This is a genomic window from Acidovorax sp. KNOB132, assembly GCF_057541515.1.
This window is the reverse complement of the sequence record NZ_BAAJYT010000227.1, coordinates 2,501-5,749: the sequence shown is the minus strand read 5'-3', so window position 1 is coordinate 5,749 and position 3,249 is coordinate 2,501. Positions and strand designations below refer to the sequence as shown.

Sequence of the window (3,249 nt, the reverse complement as noted above, 5' to 3'; positions counted from 1 at the left end):
AAAACGCCCCGACATCGTTGGATGTCGGGGCGGTTTGGGCTGTAAGAGCCTGACGATGACCTACTTTCACACGGGAACCCGCACTATCATCGGCGCAAAGTCGTTTCACTGTCCTGTTCGGGATGGGAAGGAGTGGTACCAACTTGCTATGGTCATCAGGCATAACTTGGAGCCACCTTGATGTGATCAAGGCGGCGAATTCATAGAGTTTGGAATCAGCTTGTATTTTGACTGCGTCACTTGGCATAACAACTTGATCAAATGATGATCAAAGTTATAGGGTCAAGCCGCACGAGCAATTAGTATCAGTTAGCTTAACGCATTACTGCGCTTCCACACCTGACCTATCAACGTCCTGGTCTTGAACGACTCTTTAGGGGGCTCAAGGCCCCGGCAGATCTCATCTTGAAACGAGTTTCCCGCTTAGATGCTTTCAGCGGTTATCTCTTCCACACTTAGCTACTCGGCAATGCCACTGGCGTGACAACCGATACACCAGAGGTGTGTCCACTCCGGTCCTCTCGTACTAGGAGCAGGCTTCCTCAAATCTGCAGCGCCCACGGAAGATAGGGACCAAACTGTCTCACGACGTTTTAAACCCAGCTCACGTACCTCTTTAAATGGCGAACAGCCATACCCTTGGGACCGGCTACAGCCCCAGGATGAGATGAGCCGACATCGAGGTGCCAAACACCGCCGTCGATATGAACTCTTGGGCGGTATCAGCCTGTTATCCCCAGAGTACCTTTTATCCGTTGAGCGATGGCCCTTCCATACAGAACCACCGGATCACTATGTCCTGCTTTCGCATCTGCTCGACTTGTCAGTCTCGCAGTTAAGCACGCTTATGCCATTGCACTATTAGCACGATGTCCGACCGTACCTAGCGTACCTTCGAACTCCTCCGTTACGCTTTGGGAGGAGACCGCCCCAGTCAAACTGCCTACCATGCACTGTCCCCGATCCCGATAAGGGACCTAGGTTAGAACCTCAAACACACCAGGGTGGTATTTCAACGTTGGCTCCATGAGAACTAGCGTCCTCACTTCAAAGCCTCCCACCTATCCTACACAGATCTGTTCAAAGTCCAATACAAAGCTACAGTAAAGGTTCATGGGGTCTTTCCGTCTTTCCGCGGGGAGATTGCATCATCACAAACATTTCAACTTCGCTGAGTCTCAGGAGGAGACAGTGTGGCCATCGTTACGCCATTCGTGCAGGTCGGAACTTACCCGACAAGGAATTTCGCTACCTTAGGACCGTTATAGTTACGGCCGCCGTTTACTGGGACTTCAATCAAGAGCTTGCACCCCATCATTTAATCTTCCAGCACCGGGCAGGCGTCACACCCTATACGTCCACTTTCGTGTTTGCAGAGTGCTGTGTTTTTATTAAACAGTCGCAGCCACCGATTTTTTGCAACCCCTTTGGGCTCGCCTTGTACAGGTTCACCTACTTGGGGCATACCTTCTCCCGAAGTTACGGTATCAATTTGCCGAGTTCCTTCTCCTGAGTTCTCTCAAGCGCCTTAGAATACTCATCTCGCGCACCAGTGTCGGTTTGCGGTACGGTCGTGTGTAGCTGAAGCTTAGTGGCTTTTCCTGGAAGCAGGGTATCACTCACTTCGTCTGCAAGCAGACTCGTTATCACCCCTCATCTAAGCCTGGCGGATTTGCCTACCAGGCACGACTACAGGCTTGAACCAACATATCCAACAGTTGGCTGAGCTAACCTTCTCCGTCCCCACATCGCACTACACATCGGTACAGGAATATTGACCTGTTTCCCATCAGCTACGCATCTCTGCCTCGCCTTAGGGGCCGACTCACTCTACGCCGATGAACGTTGCGTAGAAAACCTTGCGCTTACGGCGAGGGGGCTTTTCACCCCCTTTAACGCTACTCATGTCAGCATTCGCACTTCTGATACCTCCAGCATCCGTTACCAGACACCTTCACAGGCTTACAGAACGCTCTCCTACCACTCACAGTAAACTGTGAATCCGCAGCTTCGGTAACTGGCTTAGCCCCGTTACATCTTCCGCGCAGGACGACTCGATCAGTGAGCTATTACGCTTTCTTTAAATGATGGCTGCTTCTAAGCCAACATCCTGACTGTTTTAGCCTTCCCACTTCGTTTCCCACTTAGCCAATTTTAGGGACCTTAGCTGGCGGTCTGGGTTGTTTCCCTCTTGAGTCCGGACGTTAGCACCCGGTGCTCTGTCTCCCAAGCTGTACTCGTCGGTATTCGGAGTTTGCCTTGGTTTGGTAAGTCGCCATGACCCCCTAGCCAAAACAGTGCTCTACCCCCGGCGGTAATACTTGAGGCACTACCTAAATAGTTTTCGGAGAGAACCAGCTATTTCCAAGTTTGTTTAGCCTTTCACCCCTATCCACAGCTCATCCGCTAGTTTTGCAACACTAGTCGGTTCGGACCTCCAGTACCTGTTACGGCACCTTCATCCTGGCCATGGATAGATCACTTGGTTTCGGGTCTACACCCAGCGACTGAACGCCCTATTCGGACTCGATTTCTCTACGGCTTCCCTATTCGGTTAACCTTGCCACTGAATGTAAGTCGCTGACCCATTATACAAAAGGTACGCAGTCACCCTTGCGGGCTCCTACTTTTTGTAAGCATGCGGTTTCAGGATCTATTTCACTCCCCTCCCGGGGTTCTTTTCGCCTTTCCCTCACGGTACTGGTTCACTATCGGTCGATTACGAGTATTTAGCCTTGGAGGATGGTCCCCCCATATTCAGACAAGGTTTCTCGTGCCCCGCCCTACTTTTCTCTAGCTTAGTACCACACGTCTGTTTTCGCATACAGGGCTATCACCTGCTATGGCTGGGCTTTCCATCCCATTTTGCTAACAGTCGTGCTATCACTAGAAGGCTCTTCCGATTTCGCTCGCCACTACTTTCGGAATCTCGGTTGATGTCTTTTCCTCGAGCTACTGAGATGTTTCAGTTCACCCGGTTCGCCTCGCATACCTATGTATTCAGTATGCGATACCTCTTGCGAGGTGGGTTTCCCCATTCAGAAATCTCCGGATCAAAGCTTATTTGCCAGCTCCCCGAAGCTTATCGCAGGCTATCACGTCTTTCGTCGCCTGTAATCGCCAAGGCATCCACCACATGCTCTTAGTCACTTGACCCTATAACTTTGACGTCTCTTTCAAAACATCTCCATTTTCTTTCAAGTACTTGCGAGGTCTTTCACCTCGCGCGTTATGCCGTAATGTGAATGT

At 50.9% G+C, this 3,249-nt stretch carries 2 rRNA genes; both read right to left on the bottom strand.

What is annotated here, in order from left to right:
* Nucleotides 1-47: 47 nt before the first annotated feature.
* A 5S ribosomal RNA gene (gene rrf / locus AC27IO_RS19540) occupies nt 48-160 on the bottom strand.
* Nucleotides 161-278: 118 nt separating this feature from the next.
* Nucleotides 279-3,156: ribosomal RNA gene (locus tag AC27IO_RS19535) — 23S ribosomal RNA — on the bottom strand.
* Between the last annotated feature and the right edge of the window lie 93 nt (nt 3,157-3,249).